The sequence below is a fragment of the Hyphomicrobium denitrificans ATCC 51888 genome (assembly GCF_000143145.1).
Taxonomy (GTDB): Bacteria; Pseudomonadota; Alphaproteobacteria; order Rhizobiales; family Hyphomicrobiaceae; genus Hyphomicrobium_B; species Hyphomicrobium_B denitrificans.
Window position 1 is genome coordinate 3,436,569 of record NC_014313.1, and the last position, 16,572, is coordinate 3,453,140.

Below are 16,572 nucleotides of genomic sequence, written 5' to 3' on the forward strand. Positions count from 1 at the left end.
TTAGCGGGCGTCGGACGGTGAAACCGGTTAGATAGCGTCAGACCGGCATTTGCGCAAATAAGCCGTCGTCGCAGGTTCGATCAGGAAAGCTTCGCGGTTTACCGAAACCGGCTGATCTTGGATACCAGAAAGTCGCGCAAAAGCTGGACTTTTTTCGAGGCTTTCAATTCCTCGGCGTAGGCGAAGATCAGGTTCAGCGAGGGCTGCTCGAATTCGGCCAAGACGGGCACGAGGTCCGACTGCTCGTCGCTCATGTAGTCGGGGATCATGCCGATGCCGATGCCGGCCTGGATGGCGTACTTGATCGCGACGACGCTGTTGACCCTGAGCGCAGCCTCGCGCGGCGCCGCTCCTTCACGCCCGGCCTTCTCGATCCACGACATGGCGTCGAGGTGCTGCGCCGGAATGCCCGTGTAGGCGATAATCCGGTGCTGATCGAGTTCGGCCAGCGTTTTCGGCGTTCCGTGCTTGCGCAGGTACTGGGCGGACGCGAAGGCGCGAACCCGGCTTTCAAACAGCGAACGGCGGATCAGGTCGGCCTGTTCCGGCTCGCGCGTCCAGATCGCAACGTCGGCGGCACGCATGCCGATATCGACCTGGTCGTCGTTGAGGATCAGCTCGACGCGGATTTCGGGATAGAGGTCGCCGAATTCCTGCAGCCGAGGCGTCAGCCAGATCGTACCGAAGCCGATCGGCGCGGTGATGCGCAGATCGCCCGACGGTTTCGAGGTCGAGTCCGACAGCAGCGTTTCGGCGGTCTGAAGTTTCGCGAACACCTCGGCGACGGTGCGATTGAGAAGTTCGCCCTGTTCCGTCAGAACGAGGCCGCGGGCGTGACGATGAAAGAGCGTGACCTTGAGGTTCGCTTCGAGGGCCGAGATCTGGCGGCTGACTGCGGACTGGCTCATGTGCAGCTGCTCGCCGGCATGCGTGAAACTGCCGGCCTCCGCTGCCGCGTGGAAAATACGCAGTTTGTCCCAATCCATCTTCAACGCTTTCGGTAATTGGCCATGTTGCACCCGATCGGGCGCGGCTCTGAAGCGGCGGCGAAGTCTAGCGAAACACGGTCACGTTACAATGCAGTGTTGGTCAGTCGAGGCGTTATTCGGCTGCGTCCGCTTGGGCTTCGACTTTGGCGAGATACCGTTCGGCTTCGAGCGCGGCCATGCATCCCATGCCTGCCGCCGTCACAGCCTGACGGAAAACCTCGTCCTTGACGTCGCCTGCCGCGAACACGCCCGGAATCGCCGTTGCCGTCGAGTCGGGCGCCGTAATCAGGTAGCCAGACGGCGTCGTCTCGAGCTGGCCTTTGAACAGCTCGGTCGCTGGCGCATGACCGATGGCGACGAAAAATCCGTCCGCCGGAATTTTGGACGTCACGCCGGTTTTGACGTTCTTCAGAACGACGCCTGTGACGGACTTCGGCGTCGTCGTCCCGACGACTTCCTCGACGGCGCTATCCCAGATGACCTCGATCTTCGGGTTCTTGAACAGGCGCTCCTGCAGGATCTTTTCGGCGCGCAGAAAATCGCGACGATGGACGAGCGTCACCTTGTTGGCGAAGTTCGTCAGAAACAGCGCTTCCTCGACGGCGGTGTTGCCGCCACCGACGACCACGACATCCTTGCCCTTGTAGAAAAAGCCATCGCAGGTGGCGCAGGCGGAGACGCCGTGCCCCTGGAAATGCGCTTCCGACGGCAGACCAAGCCAACGCGCCTGGGCGCCGGTGCAGATGATCAGCGCATCGCACGTGTAGATGTCGCCGCTATCGCCTTCGAGGCGGATGGGCCTAGCGCGCAGATCGACCTTGTTGATCTGGTCCATCACGATATTGGTGCCGACGTGCTCGGCCTGCGCCTGCATCTGCTCCATCAGCCAAGGGCCTTGGATCGGCTCGGCAAAACCGGGATAGTTCTCAACATCGGTCGTGATCGTAAGCTGGCCGCCGGGCTGGGAGCCCTGAATGAGCGTCGGAGCGAGCATGGCGCGGGCCGCGTAGATGGCTGCCGTGTATCCGGCCGGGCCGGAGCCGAGGACGATCACCTTGGAATGGTGCGGTTTCTTGGTCATGGTTCAAAGCTCCGGGAAGGGCAGATAATTAGGGGACGCGGGATCGGATCGTCAATGACAGGCAGGGCCGGCGCGGCAATAGGGGCATCCGTCAGGCGTGCGCGGAGAGCCGCTGGCCTATTTTGGTGCAAAACCGGGAGTCTGATTGGATGAACGAGCAGCCGACAGCGCCGCCGGTGCTCGGAATGCGAGAGAGAATCAGGGCCATCCTGATCGGCTCCTCCGGCAATCTGGTCGAGTGGTACGATTTTTACGTCTACGCGGCGTTCTCGCTTTACTTCGCAAAGGCATTCTTTCCGGCAGGCGATCAGACGGCGCAGCTCCTCAACACGGCCGCCATCTTCGCAGTCGGGTTCCTGATGCGTCCGATTGGGGCATGGCTGTTCGGGCGCATGGCGGACCGCCACGGCCGGCGTGTGGCGCTGACGACGTCGGTTCTGCTGATGTGTTTCGGTTCGGCGCTGCTCGCCGTTACACCCGTCTACGCGACGATCGGCATCGCGGCGCCGATCATCCTGCTTGTGGCGCGGATGATCCAAGGTCTGAGCCTCGGTGGCGAGTACGGCACGAGCGCCACTTATCTTTCCGAAATGGCGACAGCCGAGCGGCGCGGTTTCTATTCGAGCTTCCAATACGTGACGCTGATCGGCGGGCAGCTCGCGGCCATGCTGGTTCTGGTCGTGCTGCAGAAATTCGTTCTGACTCCGGCCGAACTCGATGCCTGGGGCTGGCGCATTCCGTTCGCGATCGGCGCGGCTCTTGCCGTCGTCGCTTACGTCATGCGGCGGGATCTCGCCGAGACGGAAGCGTTCCATCGCTCAAAGCGGCGTGAGGGCTCGCTCAAGGCTCTGTTCGCGCATCCGAGGGAAGTCGCGATCGTCGTCGGATTGACGCTCGGTGGCACGCTCGCGTTCTATACCTACACGACCTACATGCAGAAATTTCTGGTCAACACGTCGGGGTTTTCGAAGGATACCGCGACGCTGATCTCGGCTTCCGCGTTGTTCGTCTACATGCTGATGCAGCCCGTCGTCGGCGCGATCTCGGACAAGATCGGACGACGTCCCGTGCTGATCACGTTCGGCGTGCTCGGCGTCCTGTTTACAGTGCCGCTGCTCACTGCAATTCAATCGACGCAAGATCCGCTTACAGCCTTTTTTCTTATCTTGGCTGGGCTCGCGATCGTATCATGCTACACAGCGATCAACGCCGTCGTGAAGGCGGAGCTGTTTCCGACTTCAGTGCGAGCGCTGGGCGTTGGATTGCCCTATGCGCTGACGGTGGCGCTGTTCGGCGGCACGGCCGAATATATCGCGCTCTGGCTGAAGCAGGCCGGACGCGAGACGGACTTTTTCTGGTACGTTACGATCTGCATCGGCCTCTCGCTCGTCGTCTACGCAACGATGCGCGACACGCGCAACGACAGTGCGATCAATAAAAGCGAAGGTCCTTAGATCAATCGCAATGCCTTGAGGCTGGCGTGGCCGTGGCGGCCGACGATGACGTGGTCGTGGACAGTGACGCCCAGCGGTTTCGCGGCATCGATGATCTGCTTCGTGACGTCGATGTCGGCGCGCGACGGCGTTGGATCGCCCGACGGATGATTGTGCACCAGGATGATCGCGGTTGCGGACAGTTCGAGCGCCCGCTTCACGACTTCGCGGACATAGACGGGCGTGTGGTCGACGGTTCCGCGCCCCTGGACTTCGTCGGCGATCAGCGCGTTCTTCTTGTCGAGGAAGAGAATGCGAAAATGCTCGCGATCTTCGAAGCCTTGCGCGAGGCGGAGATAATCGAGGACGCCGCTCCAGGATGACAGCGCGGGGCGCGATTTGATCTCGCCCCTGGTCAGGCGTTCTGCCGCCGTCTTGATCAGCTTCAGTTCCTGGACGGCACGGTCGCCGACGCCTTCGATCTCCTTCAGGCGATCCGGCGGGGCCGAGACGACTTCCGCAAACGAGCCAAAGCGAGCGAGCAGGCGTTTCGCGATCGGCTTCGTGTCGATGCGCGGAAACGCCCGAAACAAGATCATCTCGAGAAGCTCGTAGTCGGGCACCGCATCCGCGCCGCCGTTCGTGAATCGCTCGCGCAAGCGCCCGCGATGTCCGGCCTTGTCGTCGACGGCTTTTTTTGTTTTGAGCGGCGCGCCGCCGAACAGCGCGCCCTGCTCCGCGGCACTTGCCTTATCGTCGCCAGACCCGTTCGAGTGCGACATCGGCTATGTCCGTCAGGCGGCGGCGCGCAACTTGTAAGGCGGGAAGTCGTAACCGGCGGGCGACGCGGTGAAGATTTCGCATCCCGTTTCGGTGACGCCGACCGTGTGCTCGAACTGTGCGGACAGCTCGCGATCCCGCGTGACCGCGGTCCAGCCGTCGGCGAGAATTTTGACGTGCGGCTTGCCGAGATTGATCATCGGCTCGATCGTGAACAGCATGCCCGGTTCCAGGATCACGCCTTCGCCCGGTTCGCCGTAGTGGAGGATATTCGGGCGATCGTGGAAGACGCGCCCAAGTCCGTGGCCGCAGAAGTCGCGAACGACGCTGCAGCGCTCATCTTCGGCGAAGGTCTGGATCGCGGCGCCGATGTCGCCGGTCGTGTTGCCCGGCTTAACGACCGCGATGCCGCGCACCAGGGATTCGTACGTCACGTCCATCAAGCGTTGGGCGCGGCGCGAGACTTCACCAGCGGAATACATCCGGCTGGTGTCGCCATGCCAGCCGTCGACGATCAATGTGACGTCGATGTTGATGATGTCGCCGACACGCAGCGGCTTGTCGTTGGGCATGCCGTGACAGACGACGTGATTGATCGAGGTGCACGTCGCGTAGCGATATCCGCGATAGTTGAGCGTCGCCGGCAGTGCGCCATGATCGAGGGCGAAGGCGAGCACCAGATCGTCGATCTCAGCCGTCGTGACGCCGGGCTGCACGATGGGAACAAGCATATCCAACGCTTCGGCGGCAAGCCGTCCGGCTTTGCGCATTGCAGCAAAGGCTTCCGCATCATGGAGCGGGATTTTGCCGTCGCGCGTGGCGCTTCTATTTACTTCAACGTTCGACATGTTGCTCCGGACTGGAACTTATATGGCTGCGACTGCAATTTAGTGCCAAACTATCCCGCTATAAAAGAGCGCCTTTGCCAAGGGCGCCGCGAGCACAGGAGGAAAACCCATGTTGCAATTCCGTGCGCCTCTCCTTGGAGGGGTCTCTTGCGTCGGGCTGATGTTTCAATTCGCGAGCGTAAATATAGGGCATGCGACGACGACGGTCGAGATGCTGAGCGCTCGTGACGCGACCCGCGTGCAATCCACTTCCAGTCCACTGCCGCAGCTGATGCGCGACGGCGCTGTTCAGTTCAGTTCGGGAACGACCCGGGCGACGATCAAGGTTGCGCAGGACGACTCCGCGCCTCCGGCGACCGGCGGTCAGGCGACGACCGATTTCTACGGCGACAGCGCGGCAGCTGAAAACCCGGCGTGGGCGGCTGAGGCGAAGTTCAACCCCGACTACGCGGCGAACTCGTCGGACGCGCCCGCCGCGTCGGATGACGCAGCTGAGGCAGCGCCATCGGGAAGCGAAACATCCGGCGAAGCGGCTGCAACTCAGACGGCCGAGGATACGTCTCCGCCTCCAACGGGTGGGACAGCGACAACGGATTACTACGGCGGATCGCCGTCGCCGCAGAATCCGGCGTGGGCCGCTCCGGCCAAGATGAACCCGGACTATTCGAGCGAGCCGGCCGCACCTGCGGAGACGGCTCAGCCAGCGGCAACGGAAGCTCCGGCTGCTGCTGCATCTCCGGCCGAGGAAGACGCAGCACCGCCTCCGACCGGTGGCAAGGCCACGACAGACTATTACGGAGGCAGCGCAGCTCCGAATAACCCGGCCTGGGCGGAACCTGCAAAAATGAATCCCGACTACAACGCCGCCACTGCGCCGGCGGCATCGGAAGCAGCGGCACCCTCAGGGGAAGCATGCCGCGAAACGGTTGCAACGAATGCCAAGGCCGCGACGCTGCGCTTTAATGAGGACAGCGCTGCCATCGCTCCGGCGAGCCGCACCGCGTTGTCGGCCCTCGTAACGGCGCTGAAGGCTTGTGCCGGTGTCGTCGTCGAGGTTCGCGGATTTACGGACAGCGTCGGCTCATCGGAGGGCAACCAGATGCTGTCCGAGCTTCGCGCGAAGAAGATCGTCGATTTCCTGACGAAAGCGGGGGTCGAAGCGTCGAAGCTGACGGCTGTCGGCAAGGGTGAGGACGATCCGGTCGCCGACAATGAAACGCCGGAAGGCCGCCGTCTCAACCGGCGTGTCGAGTTCGTGCTTTCGGGTCAGTAAAGGCCGCGATGAAAGACTGAGATGCGGCGGCTTCATCGGCCGCCGCTTTTCTTTTGGCTATCGCAGTCCTGCGTTTGCCCAAGGGCGCAAAAAGAAAGCGCCGGACACGAGATCCGGCGCTTCATCCTTGGACGTCGATTTCAGATCAGCCGACTTATTCCTTGGCTTCCTCAGCCGGAACTTCAGCGGCCGTGAGTTCGGCGACGAGGCGCTGCGCCTGGCCGATCCAATCCTGCTTCTCGATGGCGCCTTTGAGGTTCAGCGTCTCATCGATGTTGGCGATGTCTTCGTCCGACAGGTTGGCGATCTGTTCGATCTTGTAGCAGTTGAGATGCTTCAGGCGGTTCTGCAGGTCGATGTCGATGCCGTTGATACGGGTCAGATCATCGGCCTCGCCCTTCGGCTTCTTGAAGCCCTTCCAAGCCGCGTTGAGACGGCGTGCGCGCGCGTCCGTGCGCTCGAAGATGCGGGCGGCTTTGCCGCGGCGGCCGCGGAGATAATAGAGCTTCGCGCGGCGGACCTTGCCGCGGCGGAGGACTTCGATCTCGGCGATGTAGGGTGAGTAGATCGGGAAAACGCGCTCGACGCCTTCGCCGTAAGAAATCTTGCGAACCGTGAAGTTCTCGTTGAGGCCGGCGCCCGAGCGGGCAATCACGACGCCTTCATAGGCCTGGAAGCGGACGGTCGGCTCTTTCTCGACCTTCTTCTTCTTGTCTTTCGGGTCGGCTTCGGCCGACTCGATGACCTTGACCATCACCTTAACGGTGTCGCCGGGGCCGAATTCAGGGATGCCGCGCTTGGAAAGGACGGCGTCCATCTGCTCGCGTTCGAGCTGTTGGATAATATTCATCTTGTTGATTCCGTTTCGTTTTTTGATGACGCAGAGGATCGGCTGGCGGTATTTCGACCGAGCCGGTCATGCAAGCCCCTGATGGGCTACCCGTTTGAGGGGAAGTCTTGTTGGCCCCGCTGATACTCGAAGAGCCCCCCGTTGTCGAGTGGAAAGGGGCGCTCCGATGGTTTGTCGCGCAAGACTTAACGCGACGTTTCCAGCCTCAGCCTCAGAGCCCGAAGGCGCTGCCGATGATGTCCCCGAGCGTCGCGTTCGTTTGCGCGGAGCGCCGGGTGGCGGTGGCAGTGTCGCGGCCGCGAGACTTGGAAGCGACCGCGGCCGGATTGAAGCTCGGCTCGACCGGCGCGAGGTGATTGCGGCCCTTCTTGATTTTCGACCATTGCCCGTCGAGCGCCAGCGTCACGCGCTTTTCGTGGCCGTAGACGTCGTTGAAGGTTTTCAGTTTGCCGTCGTCCGTGACCCAGGCGGTGAAATAGACGAGGTGGATCGGGATTTCCTTCGAGATCGGAACCTCGTTGTTGAGGGGACCCGAGCGATCGAGCTCGGCGATCTTGGCGGCATCCCAGCCCTTGTCTTCCTTCAAGACCATTTCGGCGAGCTGCATCGGATTTTGCACGCGCAGGCAGCCGTGGCTCAGCGTGCGCTGGGCGGGACGGAACATCCATTTGTCGGGCGTGTCGTGCATGAAGATCGTGTGCTGGCTCGGGAACGAAAACTTCACGCGGCCGAGGACGCTCTTCGGACCGGGCGGCTGGAGCACGATGAAGTTGCGAATGTCGGTCGACGACCAATCATATTGGCGCCAGTCGACGCGGCGTCCGTCCTTGGTCTGGAGCTGAAGGCCATACTGGCGCATGAGCCCGCCGCCGCGAATGAGGCTCGGCCACAGCTCGTTGACCATGATGCTTTCCGGCACGCGCCATGCCGGGCGAAGCACGACGTATTTTAAAGGCCGCGAGAAAATCGTCGATTTCTTATCGACTTCGCCTGCAACGATCTTGGCGGAGCGAATGATTTCGCCGTCCTTGTAAACGTACTGCATGAACTCGGGGATGTTGTTCAGCACGTAGAAGTCGCCCATGTCGGGCCACATCCAGCGCCACATCTCCATGTTGGCGCGAAGACGCTTGGCGGCGGGGCTGAGCTTCGCGAGGTTCCCGTTGGCGGGCAGCATCGTCACGTAGAGCTGGCGCAGCTTTTCGAACTGCGGCTGTTGCGGATGCAGGCTGCGTAGGTAAGCGTCGGGTTCGTGCGAGTCCGCCAGAGCCTTGATCACGGTTGCGGGGTCGATCCACTGCGGACGGCGGTCGAATTCGGTCGTCAGCATTTCGGCGGGGTCGGGAATGCGTCCGCCACGCGCGAAGCGCGCGTATTGCAGGGCTGCTGTCGAGTACTGGATTTCCGCATCGGCCAGCGTGTCGGTGTCGGTCGCGGTCAGCGCGCCGTTTTCGAGCATCGGAAGTTTGAAGGCGCTGGCGTCGAGACCGTAGGCGTTGGCGTTTTCGATTTCGGTGATGAGGGCTTTGGTTTCGGGTTTCACGCCGGACGCGGTCACCCAAAGTCCGTCGCCGTGGCGCGCCGCGTAAAATTCGGTGAGCGCCGTCTGATCCATTTTCTCGCGCTCGTCGTCGGATGCCTTCGCAGCGGCGAGCTTCGAGCGCGCGACGCCGAGGACCGGATCGTCGGCGGCTGCCGCCGGCGCGACGGCGTCGGGCGTTGAAGTGGCTTCGGGGGTTGCTTGCGTTTCGGGCGTTGCTTCGGGCTGTGCGGGCGCAGGCGCTGCCTGTGCCGAAGTTTCGCTCGGCGTTGGGTCCGCGAAAGCTGGCTGGATCATTGCCAAAGCCGCAACCGCGCCGAACAGAATGCTCTTGAAGTTCCCCATTGCCCCGTCCCGATCGGTCACGCACGCACTGGCGTTTAGCTCTTTGTTTTGTCGTGCTTCTTATCGGAAAACCGGTTCCCACTTTTCCGGAAGCACTTTCGCGCGACCCGCCGCATATGCCGCGACGGGCGCGCCCCGAATCTTTCCCCAGACGCATTTGTCCAGGAAAATCCTGACCATGCAAAGGCGAAGGTTTGATGGCGTGCTTTAGGAGCGCTTTTGGTGCGGCGGGTGTAGCAGATCGGGCCGCCGGTCGGCCGTCAATTTCTCAGATTGTTCCCGCCGCCACGCCTCGATTTTCTTGTGATCGCCGGAAAGCAGAATGTCCGGGATGGCACGGCCCTGCCAGTCGCGCGGCTTCGTGAACTGGGGATATTCGAGCAGGCCAGTCTCGAAGCTTTCGCTGGTGAGGCTTTCGCTGGCGCCGAGGACGCCCGGAAGCAAGCGGATGCAGGCTTCGATCAGGACCATGGCCGCGACCTCGCCGCCTGCGAGGACGTAGTCGCCGATCGAGACTTCTTTCAGCCCCTTGGCGGCGATGACGCGCTCGTCGATGCCTTCGAACCGCCCGGCGAGCAGCGTCACGCCCGGGCCTTCGGCCAGACTACGCGCCAAGCTCTGCGTCAGCGGTGTGCCGCGCGGCGACAGGTAGATCAGCGGCGCATCGGGCGAGAGCGTTGAGGCGTGATCAAGCGCCGGGCCGAGAACGTCGGCGCGCAGCACCATTCCGGCACCGCCGCCTGCGGGCGTATCGTCAACCTGACGATGCTTGCCGAGGCCGAAATCGCGGATCTGGAGCGTGTCGAGCGACCAGATGCCGGCGTCGCGCGCCTGGCCCGCGAGCGAAACGCCGAGCGGTCCCGGAAATGCGTCCGGGAACAGCGTCAGCACGAGCGCGCGCCACGGCGGACGGCCATCGCCCGAAGGAAAGTGCGGCATCGCAGGAGCCTCGCGTGAAGTGGTCATCCGATGCGATCGGCTTCGGATGACCGGAAAAGATCAGACGCCTTCGACGACGGTGATGTCGAGCGTGCCGGCGCCCTGGCGGAGCGCTTTGGCTTCGGCGTATTCCGGCGACGTCGCATAGCCGTGGGCGTGCTCGTAGCTCGGGAATTCGAGGACGACGTTGCGCGCGGTGCCGTTGCCTTCGACGATCTCGTGGCGGCCGCCGCGCACGATCGGCTTGCCCTCGTACTTGTCGAGCGCGATTTTCGATTTCGCGACGTAAGCCGCCCACTTCTCAGGGTCGGTTACGGTGGCGTGGGCGATGACATATCCCTTCGGCATTGCGGTCTTCCTGCTGTGATGTTCGAACGCCGTGGCATAGCCGGTGCGAGGCGGCTTCGGCAACCCGTGGGCAGAAAGACGGAAAACCGCAGCGGCTCAGGGATTGAGCAGCGGCTGCACGGCGCCGAGGCTGGCGTCGCTGCTCTGGCGGGACGGACGGCTGACGGTCGCCGTCGTCGAGCCCCAGCTCAAGCTCGTGAAAAAGCCGCCGATGCCGGATGAAGCTTCGGCCGATTTCAATTTCTTGCCCTGGGCTTCGAGACTCGGATCGTTCTTGGCGAGGCGCTTGGACATGCGCGGCGACAACGGTGCGAGGCGTTTGCCGATCAAGGTCGGGCAGGCGGCGTTCGGGTCCATGCCGACCGGCGTCAGCGAATTGACGACGTAGCGCTTTGAGCACATGCCGACCTTCGGCGGTTCCCGCGTCTCGGCAAAATCGTCGTAGGCCTGTTTCAGCGGAGCCCAGGTCGTGCGTGCGGGATTGTCGGCGTGGCGCTTGATGTTCGAAGCGGTCATGCGGAACGGGAACACGTGCACCGGAACGGATGGTTCGCCAGCCGCCAGCGCATCGCGCACGAAAGCGTAGATTTCTTCGATCAGCTTGTCGGACATCGCGAAGCAACCGACGCTGCGGCAGTCGCCGTGCACCATGATGTAAGCGCCGGTTCGTCCGAGCGCGCGGTCGAGCGCATTCGGATAGCCGATGTTGAACGCGAGATGGTATTTGCTGTCGGGCTTCATGCCGCCGGGTGTCGCCGCGTAAAACCCTTCGGGCGACATGCGGTCGCCCTGCGTCTGCTTCGGGCCGAGCGTGCCGCCCCAGTTGCAGATCGGGAATGTTTTCACGAGCGCGTAGCGGCCGTTCGGGCGCGCCTTCCAGACTTCGAGTTCCGACTCTTCCTTGAAGACGCGGATATAGACCGGCGCTTCCGGCACAATCTCTTTCATCAGGAGCGCGGCTTCGGTCGTGGCGGGAAGCGGTTTGGCGGCGGCTTGTTCCTCGGCGCGCGCGGCGTGAAGCGCAGGGAGCGTACCCAGCAAAAACAAAACCGCAGCGAGCCAATTTGCCCGCTCCATTGTACGCCACAACATCTGCCGTGAACCCCGCGTGACCTGTTCCCCGGACTAGCGCTTAGCCTAGCCCCACAGACGGTTAATGCTTGGTAAATCGCGACTGTGCGCAGGGCGTGGTCAGAGCTTGGCGAGGATGTGGCGATGGTGCGTGCTATGCGCGCGATCAGGCGCTTGCGATGCGAGCCAGGAAGGCTTCAGCGGCAGCCTTGGGATCTTTCGCGGCGTTGATCGGGCGGCCGACGACGATGTGGTTGGCGCCGTCGCGGATCGCCTCGTCCGGCGTCGTGATGCGCGCCTGATCGCCGGTCTCGCCACCGGGCAGGCGAATGCCGGGCGTGACGATGAGGAAGCTCGGCGAGGTCTTGGCGCGGACGGCGGCGGCTTCCTGTCCAGACGCGATGACACCGTCGACGCCGGCGTTGTGGGCAATGCGGGCGCGGCTCAGCACGAGGGCGCCGGGCGTTAGCGGAATGCCCTGTTCGTCGAGGTCGGTTTGATCGAGGCTCGTCAGTACGGTCACGGCGAGAATTTTCAGCTCAGAGTCGCCGCGTCCACGCACGGCGGCTTTCAGCGTTTTCGTATCGGGTCCGTGAACTGTGACGAAGTCGACGCCGAGTGCCGCGGCTGAAGAGACGGCGCGCTCGACGGTGTTGCCGATGTCGAGAAATTTCAGATCGAGGAAGACGCGCTTGCCTTCCTGCTTCAGCTCGCTCGCGAGCGACAGGCCATCGGAAAACAGAAGCTCGAGCCCGATCTTGTAGAATGACACCGTGTCGCCAAGACGATTAACCAGCGCCCGCGCCTCGTCGTAGGAGGGCAGGTCGAGGGCGACGATGAGTTTGTCTTTGGCGTCCGTCATCGGGCTTATCCGTGCAAAACGCGGGCGGCGCGAGCGAGCTTCTGAATGACCGTTTTCAGTTGCTCCTGCTGGTCCTTGTTTTTCAAGTGTCCGTGCTCGTCATAGGCGTCGACGGCGCGCGGGAGCAAGAACTGATCGGGCAGCACCAGCGCACCGATGCCAGTTTCCAAAACCAGACGAAGCTGCGACAGGCCGCGTAAGCCGCCCATGCCGCCGGGCGATGCCGAGCCGATCGCGAACACCCGCGTGCGATAGACTTCCATCGGGGCTTCGCCATCGTCGCGAATGTGGCTGATCCAGTCGATGGCGTTTTTCAGCAGCGGCGTGAAGGAAGCGTTGTACTCGGGGCTGAGGATGAAGATGCCCGTGTGCGCCTTCATCAGATTTTTCAGCTTATGAGCATTCTCGGGCTGACCCGAGGTCACTTCGAAATCGCCGTCGTAAAGCGGCATCGGATAATCGGCGAGGTCAGCGAACGTCGACGGAATGCTGTTTGCTTCAGCGATTTGAGCAGCGAGACGCGCCAAGCGCTTGTTGTGCGAATTCTTGCGAGCGCTGCCCGCGAAGAAGAGCAGGCGAGGGTCCGACTTCGTCGATGCTGTCATGGAGAAAGAACTGTCCGTGTAGGATTGGCGGCGGATTGCGCCGGACCGTACCGAGGGATTGAGGATTAGGGAATAGGACCGGGCGCGCAGCTGAAGAGCGCGCCGCTCAGATCAGCCGCTCTTGCCCTCGAAAAATTCCTTAACGCGGGAGAAGAAGCCGGCGCTTTCGGGGCTCGTTTCCTTGTGGCTCGCGCGTTCGAATTCTTCGAGCAGTTCGCGCTGCCGGCGCGTCAGGTTTTTCGGCGTCTCGACATCGACCTCGATGTACATGTCGCCGGTGACCTTGGCGCGAAGCACCGGCATGCCCTTGCCACGCAGACGGAACTGCTTGCGGCTTTCGGTGCCTTCCGGAATTTTGACCCGCGTCGTCGTGCCTTCGAGCGTCGGGACTTCGATCTGTCCGCCGAGGGCGGCCGTCGTCATCGCGATCGGCACCTTGCAGAAGATGTCGGCGCCATCGCGCTGGAAGAACTCGTGCGGCTTGATGGACAGGAAAATGTAGAGGTCGCCCGGCGTGCCGCCGCGAAGTCCGGCTTCGCCTTCGCCCGCTAAACGGATGCGGGTGCCGTCCTCGACGCCCGCCGGAATGTTGACGGAAAGCGTGCGCTCTTTCTGCACGCGACCGGCGCCGCCGCAATCCGCACACGGATCGTCGATCGTTTCACCGCGGCCCTGACAGGCTGGGCAGGAGCGCTCGATCGTGAAGAAGCCCTGGCTGGCGCGAACTTTGCCCATGCCGCCGCAGGTCGTGCACGTGCGCGGCTTGGTGCCGGGTTTCGCGCCGCTTCCGGAGCAGGTCTCGCATTTGACGCTGGCCGGGACGCGGATCTGCGCGGTCTTGCCGCCAAAGGCTTCGCTGAGGGTGATTTCGAGATTGTAGCGGAGATCGGCGCCGGCTTCGCGGCCGGAACGTCCGCCACGGCCCTGGCCGCCGCCAGCGCGGCGTCCGCCCATGAATTCGCCAAAGAGGTCGTCGAAAATGTCGGACATCGAGGAGGCGAAGTCGGGTCCGAATCCGCCCGGTCCGCCGCGACCGCCCATTCCGCCTTCAAACGCCGCATGGCCGAACTGATCGTAGGCGGCGCGCTTTTGCGGATCCTTCAACGCCTCGTAGGCTTCGTTGACTTCCTTGAAGCGGCGCTCGGCTTCCTTGTCGCCGGCGTTGCGGTCGGGATGGAATTCCTTCGCGAGACTACGATACGCGGATTTGACCTCTTGTTCCGTGGCGCCGCGTTTGACGCCGAGAACCTCATAGTAGTCCCGCTTGGCCATGGTTTTGTTGTTCTGTGACCTGTTTGCAAAAAGGGGCCGGTTGTACGCCCGTCAGAATATCCGCGTTATATTCTTTCGCCCTCGACCCACCAGCGGCACCCTATGCAGGGATTTCCGCAGCGTGTCGAGGGCGATGAGACGTCGATCGGCCGTTAAGCCGATTTCTTCCTATCGTCTTTGACTTCCTCGAAATCCGCGTCGACGACGTCTTCGCCGCCGGCGGACTTCTCAGCAGATGGCTCCTCGCCTTCGACGCCGGCCGCGCCGCCTTTGGCGGTGTAGACGGCTTCGCCGATCTTCATCGCAACCTGCGTCAGAGCCGTGGTTGCGGAGCGGATCGCCTCGGCGTCTTCACCTGCAATCGCGGTCTTGGTGGCAGCGATGGCGCTTTCGACGTCACCCTTGATCGCCGCGACAGCCGGGATCGACTCGTTTTCGCTGAGCGACTTCTCGGTGCCGTGGACGAGCGCTTCGGCCTGGTTGCGAAGCTCGACGACCTCGCGCCGCTGCTTGTCTTCGGCCGCGTGGGCTTCCGCGTCCTTGACCATCTTGTCGATGTCGGCGTCGGACAAACCGCCCGATGCCTGGATGCGGATCGACTGTTCCTTGCCGGTCGCCTTGTCCTTCGCGGACACATGGACGATGCCGTTGGCGTCGATGTCGAATGTCACTTCGATCTGCGGCACGCCGCGCGGAGCGGGCGGGATGCCGAGAAGATCGAACTGGCCGAGCATCTTATTGTCGGCAGCCATCTCGCGTTCGCCCTGGAACACGCGGATCGTCACGGCGTTCTGGCCGTCTTCCGCCGTCGAGAACGTCTGACCCTTCTTGGTCGGGATCGTCGTGTTGCGATCGATCAGGCGTGTGAACACGCCGCCAAGCGTCTCGATGCCGAGCGACAGCGGGGTCACGTCGAGCAGCAGCACGTCCTTGACTTCGCCCTTCAGGACGCCGCCCTGGATCGCGGCGCCGACGGCCACGACTTCATCGGGGTTGACGCCCTTGTGCGGCTCCTTGCCGAACAGCTGCTTCACGACTTCCTGGACCTTGGGCATGCGCGTCATGCCGCCGACGAGAACGACTTCGTCGATTTCGGCAGCCTTCAGGCCAGCGTCCTTCAGGGCCTTTTCGCAAGGACCTTTCGTGCGATTGATCAGCGTTTCGACGAGGCTTTCGAGCTTGGCGCGCGTCAGCTTCATCGTCAGATGCTTCGGACCCGAAGCGTCGGCCGTGATGAACGGCAGGTTGATTTCGGTCTGCGGGGCGCTCGACAGTTCGATCTTGGCCTTTTCAGCGGCTTCCTTCAGGCGCTGCAGAGCCAGCTTGTCGGAGCGGAGATCGATGCCCTGCTCCTTCTTGAACTCGTCAGCGAGGTAGCTGACCAGCACCATGTCGAAGTCTTCGCCGCCGAGGTGCGTGTCACCGTTCGTCGACTTCACTTCGAAGACGCCGTCACCGATCTCGAGGATCGACACGTCGAACGTGCCGCCGCCGAGGTCGTAGACCGCGATGGTCTTGGCTTCTTTCTTTTTGTCGAGACCGTAAGCGAGCGCGGCTGCCGTCGGCTCATTGATGATGCGCAGCACTTCAAGACCGGCGATCTTGCCGGCGTCTTTGGTCGCCTGGCGCTGAGCGTCGTTGAAGTACGCCGGAACGGTGATGACGGCCTGCGTGACTTTCTCGCCGAGCTTGGCTTCGGCGGTTTCCTTCATCTTCTGAAGGATGAACGCAGAGATCTGCTGCGGGGAATACTGCTTGCCGTGGCTTTCGACCCAGGCGTCGCCGTTGGTACCTTTAACGATATTGAACGGGACCAGCTTAACGTCCTTCTGGACCTCCGGGTCGTCGAAGCGGCGGCCGATCAAACGCTTGATGGCGAAGAAGGTGTTCGTGGGGTTCGTCACAGCCTGGCGCTTGGCCGGCAAGCCGACGAGACGCTCGTCGTCGGACGTAAATGCAACGACGGACGGCGTCGTGTTCGCGCCCTCGGAATTCTCCAGAACCTTCGGCTTTCCGCCCTCCATGACAGCGACGCATGAGTTGGTCGTGCCGAGGTCAATACCGATTACTTTAGACATTCTCGTCAATCCTTCTGAGTTGCGGCAGACCGGGTGGACCCTTGTTTGGCATCCAACGTGCCCGCCCACGAGGGGCTCAAAGCACCGGTCCCCAGGATTTCAATGGTGTGACCGACGGTTATATAAGGAGCTGTTTTTCGCGTGCAACGGTTCACCCGCGCAACCGCACATCAACTTTAAGGCCACCGGGTCGCGGATTACCAGCACAAACCTTTCCCCTCAAACACGTTCGATTTTGGGCCATTTCGTCAGGAATAA

At 62.5% G+C, this 16,572-nt stretch carries 15 protein-coding genes; 2 read left to right on the plus strand and 13 right to left on the minus strand.

The features are described from left to right. Positions 1-98: 98 nt before the first annotated feature. Positions 99-986 (minus strand): LysR family transcriptional regulator, encoded by an 888-nt coding sequence (locus HDEN_RS16670; RefSeq protein WP_013217322.1) that lies wholly within the window; start codon positions 984-986, stop codon positions 99-101. Between the two features lie 115 nt (positions 987-1,101). Further along, complete coding sequence (trxB, locus tag HDEN_RS16675) at positions 1,102-2,070, minus strand: thioredoxin-disulfide reductase (protein WP_013217323.1); 969 nt, start codon at positions 2,068-2,070, stop codon at positions 1,102-1,104. A gap of 149 nt (positions 2,071-2,219) precedes the next feature. Here trxB and HDEN_RS16680 point away from each other — a divergent pair, with 149 nt between their 5' ends. Then, on the plus strand, positions 2,220-3,524 hold the full coding sequence (locus HDEN_RS16680; RefSeq protein WP_013217324.1) for an MFS transporter: 1,305 nt from the start codon (positions 2,220-2,222) through the stop codon (positions 3,522-3,524). Here the strand turns inward: HDEN_RS16680 and radC are convergent. Further along, the gene (gene radC, locus HDEN_RS16685) at positions 3,521-4,285 is read right to left on the minus strand and encodes a RadC family protein (protein WP_013217325.1); all 765 of its coding nucleotides are present in this window, start codon (positions 4,283-4,285) and stop codon (positions 3,521-3,523) included. The genes HDEN_RS16680 and radC overlap by 4 nt on opposite strands. A 12-nt stretch (positions 4,286-4,297) precedes the next feature. Further along, complete coding sequence (gene map, locus HDEN_RS16690) at positions 4,298-5,131, minus strand: type I methionyl aminopeptidase (protein ID WP_013217326.1); 834 nt, start codon at positions 5,129-5,131, stop codon at positions 4,298-4,300. A 109-nt stretch (positions 5,132-5,240) separates the two neighbouring features. Between map and HDEN_RS16695 the strand changes: the two genes are divergently transcribed. Further along, positions 5,241-6,404 carry an OmpA family protein gene (locus HDEN_RS16695; RefSeq protein ID WP_013217327.1) on the plus strand — a complete coding sequence of 388 codons (1,164 nt, stop codon included), beginning with the start codon at positions 5,241-5,243 and terminating at the stop codon, positions 6,402-6,404. A 154-nt stretch (positions 6,405-6,558) separates the two neighbouring features. Here the strand turns inward: HDEN_RS16695 and rplS are convergent, their stop codons facing one another. From rplS to dnaK, 9 genes are all read right to left on the minus strand, one after another. Continuing rightward, on the minus strand, positions 6,559-7,254 hold the full coding sequence (rplS, locus tag HDEN_RS16700) for a 50S ribosomal protein L19 (RefSeq protein ID WP_013217328.1): 696 nt from the start codon (positions 7,252-7,254) through the stop codon (positions 6,559-6,561). A 211-nt stretch (positions 7,255-7,465) separates the two neighbouring features. Beyond that, a complete protein-coding gene (locus tag HDEN_RS16705; protein WP_013217329.1) occupies positions 7,466-9,139 on the minus strand; it encodes a L,D-transpeptidase scaffold domain-containing protein in 1,674 nt (557 codons plus the stop codon). Positions 9,140-9,346: 207 nt separating this feature from the next. Beyond that, positions 9,347-10,078, minus strand: coding sequence for a tRNA (guanosine(37)-N1)-methyltransferase TrmD (gene trmD / locus HDEN_RS16710; RefSeq protein ID WP_013217330.1), 732 nt, complete (start codon positions 10,076-10,078; stop codon positions 9,347-9,349). Between the two features lie 60 nt (positions 10,079-10,138). Further along, positions 10,139-10,426, minus strand: coding sequence for a DUF1330 domain-containing protein (locus HDEN_RS16715; protein WP_013217331.1), 288 nt, complete (start codon positions 10,424-10,426; stop codon positions 10,139-10,141). A gap of 96 nt (positions 10,427-10,522) precedes the next feature. Continuing rightward, complete coding sequence (locus HDEN_RS16720) at positions 10,523-11,518, minus strand: L,D-transpeptidase family protein (protein WP_245256672.1); 996 nt, start codon at positions 11,516-11,518, stop codon at positions 10,523-10,525. A 145-nt stretch (positions 11,519-11,663) separates the two neighbouring features. Further along, positions 11,664-12,359: an orotidine-5'-phosphate decarboxylase gene (gene pyrF / locus HDEN_RS16725; RefSeq protein ID WP_013217333.1), complete on the minus strand. Its 696-nt coding sequence runs from the start codon at positions 12,357-12,359 to the stop codon at positions 11,664-11,666. A 5-nt stretch (positions 12,360-12,364) separates the two neighbouring features. Then, complete coding sequence (locus HDEN_RS16730) at positions 12,365-12,964, minus strand: NADPH-dependent FMN reductase (protein WP_013217334.1); 600 nt, start codon at positions 12,962-12,964, stop codon at positions 12,365-12,367. Between the two features lie 111 nt (positions 12,965-13,075). After that, positions 13,076-14,236, minus strand: coding sequence for a molecular chaperone DnaJ (dnaJ, locus tag HDEN_RS16735; RefSeq protein WP_013217335.1), 1,161 nt, complete (start codon positions 14,234-14,236; stop codon positions 13,076-13,078). Between the two features lie 152 nt (positions 14,237-14,388). Next, positions 14,389-16,314, minus strand: coding sequence for a molecular chaperone DnaK (gene dnaK, locus HDEN_RS16740; RefSeq protein WP_013217336.1), 1,926 nt, complete (start codon positions 16,312-16,314; stop codon positions 14,389-14,391). Positions 16,315-16,572 lie beyond the last annotated feature (258 nt).